The sequence below is a fragment of the Cupriavidus sp. SHE genome (assembly GCF_000812445.1).
Taxonomy (GTDB): Bacteria; Pseudomonadota; Gammaproteobacteria; order Burkholderiales; family Burkholderiaceae; genus Cupriavidus; species Cupriavidus metallidurans.
Genome location: NZ_JWMB01000008.1, coordinates 128,932 through 134,931, shown reverse-complemented (window position 1 = coordinate 134,931; position 6,000 = coordinate 128,932). Strand labels below are relative to the sequence as shown.

Annotated in this window: 4 protein-coding genes; 3 read left to right on the top strand and 1 reads right to left on the bottom strand. The window is 57.1% G+C overall.

Features of this window, described 5'->3' with window-relative positions:
- The 3 genes from RN01_RS04010 to RN01_RS04000 form a co-directional block, all read left to right on the top strand.
- The coding region (locus RN01_RS04010; RefSeq protein ID WP_255354597.1) for a helicase-related protein at positions 1 to 1,804 on the top strand (1,804 nt) is incomplete at its 5' end.
- A 13-nt stretch (positions 1,805 to 1,817) separates the two neighbouring features.
- Positions 1,818 to 4,088, top strand: coding sequence for a hypothetical protein (locus RN01_RS04005; RefSeq protein ID WP_024569209.1), 2,271 nt, complete (start codon positions 1,818 to 1,820; stop codon positions 4,086 to 4,088).
- A gap of 9 nt (positions 4,089 to 4,097) precedes the next feature.
- A complete protein-coding gene (locus RN01_RS04000) occupies positions 4,098 to 4,973 on the top strand; it encodes a phosphatidylserine/phosphatidylglycerophosphate/cardiolipin synthase family protein (RefSeq protein ID WP_017512718.1) in 876 nt (291 codons plus the stop codon).
- A gap of 86 nt (positions 4,974 to 5,059) precedes the next feature.
- Here RN01_RS04000 and RN01_RS03995 read toward each other — a convergent pair whose 3' ends face one another.
- A complete protein-coding gene (locus tag RN01_RS03995) occupies positions 5,060 to 5,653 on the bottom strand; it encodes a recombinase family protein (RefSeq protein ID WP_017512719.1) in 594 nt (197 codons plus the stop codon).
- Between the last annotated feature and the right edge of the window lie 347 nt (positions 5,654 to 6,000).

Below are 6,000 nucleotides of genomic sequence, written 5' to 3'. Positions count from 1 at the left end.
AGTGTCCAGTTTGCGCTGGAATGGCCGTCCAGATTGCCGTGGAATCAGTGTCCAGTTTGCCGTGGAATGGGTGTCCAGTTTGGCGCGGAAAACGCAAGGGCGTCCTGACGCGGCAACAAAGGCGCTTTTCCCGACATACGAAAACGGCGAGAAGCTCTTCTTTGACCCATTTCCGTCGCTGCTAATCCAGGATGAAGCACACCTGCTGGACGAATCGCTCGGCACATTCTCGGGTCTCTTCGAGTCTGCCCTTGAGGCCGGTTTCGACCAGCTTGCACATCTGTATAAAGGTGAGTTGGCGTACGAGCCTGACTCCAACGAGCGTCGCCGGATCAAGGTCATTGCAGCCTCCGCCACAGTGAGCGAGCCCCAAAGGCAGATGCGCAACATCTACCAAAGGCAAAACACCGTCCGGTTTCCCTATCCTGGGCCGGACCTCTACAGCTCTTTCTACGCGGCACCAAAGCAGCCTGACGATACGCTCAATGACCAGGATCGTGCTTCGATTTCAGAGTCTGAGACTGAACTGCGAAGTCGATGGGCTCGCGTCTACGGCTCCATCCTTACGAATGGCCACCGACACACCGTGGCAATGGCCTCCGTCTTGGGGCACTACCATCTCGCGATCACAAGCCTATACGAGCGGTTAAAGAGCGAAGATGTGGCACGCCAAGACTCGGCCCGAGAAGAACTTGTCCGTTGGGTGTCCCCTGGCCCGCTGCAGACGCAGTTCACCCGGCTGTTGGAAACCGCGGACCCTGCCGTATTGCTGACGCTAGTGGACCTGCACCGTATCGCGCTGACTTATGTCACGAATAAAAAGGGCGGCGATCAGGTCATTGACACCGAGAAGACGCAATTCGAGAAACTGCATGAGGCAGCTGGCATCGAAGGCCAGGTGCTAGCATCCGAGCTCATATCGGGAGCCGTATCAGCGGCTGACATTCAAGAGGTTGTTCGCCGAGCGGAAACGCGGGTTGGTGTCAACAAAGAATTTCCGGATCTCAACGACACCTTGCGATCCGTCATCGCGACCTCTGCGATCTCGCACGGCGTGGACGTCGAAGAGTTCAACGCCATGTTTTTTGCTGGCCTTCCGTCGGACATTGCGGAGTACATTCAAGCCTCTTCCCGGGTGGGCCGAACCCACGTTGGCTTTTCTCTTCTGGTACCAGTTCCTCAGCGCTATCGGGATCGATTCGTCCTTGAGATACACGACATTTTCCACCGTTTCCTGGAGCGAATGATTCTTCCGGCCGCTGTAGACCGTTGGGCCGAGAAGGCTCTCGTACGCGTCATGCCAAGCTTCTTCCAGGAGTATGTCTGCGGCATAAACGTGATTGAGGCGCTGTGCGCAGCCAACGACCCCGCCAAGCGATATGTTCCGACCTGCTCCATGGCTGCCGACGCTAGAGCGTACATGTCGTCTCCCGTGAATGTGAAAGCAACAGAGGCTTTCATGGAGAAGGCCCTTGGCCTGCAATTTATGCCCTCGCCGGAGGGCAAAAAATACTACAAGGCTCTTCTCAAAGGGCAGCTCAACCACTACCGGCAGGACTTGGATGTCGACAAGTATGTCAATTCCACGCGGCTGGTTAAATTCTTCGAGATGCGTGACGCCAGGCTCCGTCCGATGACGTCCCTACGAGATGTGGACCAGCCCGGCTTCATCAGGGAGTCGGGCATTGATGCAGCATCAAAGAGGGTTGCCCCGGGAGCAACTGCTCGTGCGATGACCTTCATCCGTAAAGGGTCTGGAGCAGACATTGACGTCACGGACCCTGAAACCGAAGCAAAGAGCTGAGGAGAACACCACCATGGAAAAAAAGAAGACCTCAGCCAAAAGCAATGCCACGTCCTCGACGGAGAGGAAGGACCCAAAGGCGAAGGTTATGAGCCGATCGCGCAATCAGCTCGCGACCTCCTACGCGCCGGAGAGCTTCTTCACATTTGAGGGCGGATTGGGGGCATGCATTTCCCGGTCATCAGCGGGCGAATACATCCAGCTCTCGGACTCCACAATTTCGCTAATTTACGAGCGCATGAACGAGCTCGGCCGTGCTTGGTTCGAAACCGCAATGGGCGCTAGAGCCAATGACGTCAAGCAGCCACAGGTGTTACCTGTCCAGTGCGTCGAGGCGGCGCTGCTTGATGCCGAGCGTGCGAATTTTTTGCTTCCTGGTGTGGATCGCTTCTATCTATGCCGCCCATCACACATGGAATACACGCCGGCGCCGCTGGCTTTTGTTTGCCGGACATGCGGCCTTTTCCGGGACTACGATGACCTGAGCGCACTCGACAAGGATCTGCCCTACTTGGCCCCGGACCATTGCCAAGATCCCAAGAAAGCTGGGAACTGCGATTGGGAGCAGCTTGACGTCATCTTCGTCCACTGGTCAGGCAATTGGGAGCACCCGTTCCCCGGTCAATGGCAGTGGAGCGACAAGGAAGCTAAAGCTGTCAAGCGACGCGACAGCTGCATCTGCGGTAGCCAAAAGTTCCGGATTAACCGTCGCTCACCGGCAATCGGAGACTGGTTCTTCGCCTGTGCTGTTTGTGATAAGCCACTGTCCCAAAAGTGGCTTCAAAACGACGAAGATACCCTGCGGATGCTTGGAAACCTGAACGATGCGCGGCGGCTGACGGAGGTCCGCATGCAAGCAGCCCCGTACCGGGCGTCCAGCGCCTATTACGTCAAGTCGGACCTCTTCATTGACTTCAAAGACGGCAATCAGCAGCTTTTGACAAGGCTCAGGCCCGGCCGTGAAGAGGAGCTGAAGGACTTCATTGCGAGCACGTATGGCTTTGCCGTGCAGCCCATCACCGAAGAGGATGTTCGGAAGGCGTGCGAGGGCAATCCAGAGTGCGCTAAGGAATTGGCGAACTATCTCAGTGCGGTTGCTACCATCACCCAAGCTAGAGAGCAGCTTGAGATTGACTCGGTGCCGGAGGCTATGAAGACGTTGCTCCAGAGTTTCGTGGACACAGCCATCATTGCTCGGGAGGCTGTCATCAAAGACCTGCGCGACAGGGAGATTCTGCTGCCCAAAGTTGAGCTGCCCTTCTCGGTGAGTTCTCTTGTCAAAGAGAGGCAGAATATGTTTGCCTCGAAGTACGATCCCGTGCGGCTAGCCATTGAGCACGCCGCGCTTAAGAACACGAGGCTGGACGTGGAAACTCGCGTCAACGGAAAGAAGCCGTACGTCTCTTTCGCGCGACTAGATGAAGATCTGTCCCCAGATGACAATGACAAAACAGAAGCCGTTCAGATTGAGACGAAGGGACTGTTCGACCAATTAGGCATTGCGGACATGGGGCTTATCCGGGAGTTCGACTTGTGCCGCTTCAGCTTTGGCTACTCGCGAATGGACTCGACGCCAGTCCTTCGCGATAAAAGAGGCATGGACATGCCTGTCCGATTGCGCCTCTTTCCCCCTGTGCGGCACAACGACGCGAGCAAGTACCCCATCTATGTGGTCCAACAGGGCAACGAAGCGTTGTACGTTCGACTGAAAGAAGAAGTTGTGCTGCAGTGGCTCCAAAACCTAAATTGCCCGGACATGTTCGCGCTGAAGGAAGGCGAGAGGCTCGGAGCTGGCATCCTGAGCGTAGCGCGTTCAATGGGGCCATTCCTCGATGGTCTCCCGGAGACAGATTCCCCACCAGCCTATTTCTATGTCTATACGCTCCTCCATAGCTATGCTCACCTGCTGATGAAATACGTGAGCGAATACTCGGGGTTAGACCTCGGCTCGTTGGGAGAGTATATTTTTCCAGCAGACCTGTCCTTTGTGGTTTACCGAAACGGGACCACCATGGACTTGGGAAATCTTTCGGCTCTGTGGCGCAATTCGGGCAACTCTATGCTGTCGGCAATGCTTGGAGCCAAGGCCACGCTCTGTGGCACAGGCTCACTGTGCACCCATCGAGGTGGAGCTTGCCCGGACTGCATCATGGTGCCCGAGACTTCGTGCGTAGCTGGCAACAAACTCCTGTCTCGGTCCGTTCTTCGGTCCGTGGGCGGGCGGCCTCGATTCGATACGCGTGAGGGGTCAATTCGCGGCTACCTGGATTTCATCTCGAAATAGCCGGGCACCATGTCGTCGAAACTCACGGCCTTCGAACAGCTAGTGCTCGGCGCACTTGCCCGACATGCAGGGCTGGCCGCGGCGTTGTTCGATGCCTGGGCACAACTGCCACCAACCTCCGTGCAAACCGTGCGGTCTTTGGTGGATTTAGCGCAGTTGGGCGTAACCGAGGAAGGAGCGGCTGCGCAAGTGCTTCGGATCGCCGGCGAGATCGGACTCGTGGAGCCCGCGCAGCCCGGCTACAAGCCTAAGGGAAACTGCCACGGTCGCTTCGGAAGGCTGGCCTTCGCGCTGAACTGCATAGAACACTACGCCGCGACCGTGCATTGCGACCAGACTGAGGTCCAAGTCGTTCTCACCAAGCCACCTAGACCCAGCATCCTTGAGCAGCGCTTGGCTGCGCTCGGCTGGCGTACAGCTGACCTTGAACCGACGGAGCACGCTTTTCACGGCATCGTGCAAGCGGCGCAAAAGCGTGTCGTCGTGATGACGCCGTTCTTCGATCAGAAGGGGGCCAACTGGTTGCGGGAGCTATTCTCTTACACACGGCCAGGCGTGGAGCGCGTCCTCGTACTCCGAAGTCTGGAGGCGCCGCTGCGCAAAGACTATCCGAAGGGGTACGACGCTATTGAGTCCTGGTTGAGGGAGAACGACGTCAAGGTCTACAACTACTCCTTGGCCCGAATGGATGGCGCCGGACGGGAGACATTCCACGCCAAGGTTGTGTCTTGCGACCAGGAGACGGCATACGTGGGCTCATCGAACGTTACCGAAGCATCGCTTGAGCATTCAATGGAGATGGGCGTCATTCTCACGGGGAAGGCTGCATGCGACATCTTCGAGGTTGTTCAAGCGGTTATAGCAGCTTCCAATCGAAGGCTATAAGTTCGACGAACACCGCCCTCTTCATGCGGCGTGCAACCGGTTGCAAATTTGGGCGGGATGTTGAGTTGAATCCTGACCCACCTACATCAACTCGCGACATTCGAACTGGCTCGCGCTCGCAGACGCATGACAGTCTGGCGGCTAGTGCCGAGTTCACTGGCGATGGCCGATATGGACAAGCCCTGCGCAAGCCGTTCGCGCGCAAGGGCTTCCTGCCGATCATTGAGCGCACGAGGCCGCCCCAGTACCTTGCCTGCATTCCGTGCACGAGCGAGGCCGGCGGCCGTGCGCTCCAGCAGGAGGTCGCGCTCGAACTCAGCAACCGCCGCGAGTACAGACATGGTCATTTTCCCAGAGGGACTAGTCAAATCTGCTCCGCCGAGCGCTAGGCAATGGACACGAACCCCCGCTTGCGACAGTTCCTCGACGGTAGCGCGCACATCCATCGCGTTGCGCCCGAGTCTATCGAGTTTGGTAACGATCAGTATGTCGCCCTCTTCCAGCCGATCGCGTAATTTGGCGAAGCCGGGGCGCTGCTTTGCCGCGACGGAGCCAGAGACGCACTCAGCAAAAACGCGGCGCGGCTCCATGTTGAAGCCGGCGGCCTGAATTTCATGAATCTGGTTGCTGGTAGTTTGCTCGAAGGTTGATACCCGACAGTACGCAAAGACTCGACTCACGCTCTCTCCTCGATGTCCAAAAACGATGGCCAAAGATTAACCGCGTGTGGAAGTACGTCAAGCAGGTATTTGGACACGTGGTGTGAGGATGTCCAAAACCGACCATTATTGGACGCCGCTGCATTTAGCCGCAATCGACCCGCTACAGCCCTTCGAAGTTCGGCGAGTCGGCCAATCGTTCGTCATCGCATCGCGGCTGGGTGGACTTGATCGTTGAGGATCGTTCGCAGGGGTGGCTGGGCATCCGGATTGTCGCCCTATTACGACGGTGTTCGCTTGTCTGTGCGACTACGTACAGATCAATTCTGAAAGTCCTATCGATCATCTCGAGGCGCGGAGCGTAACTG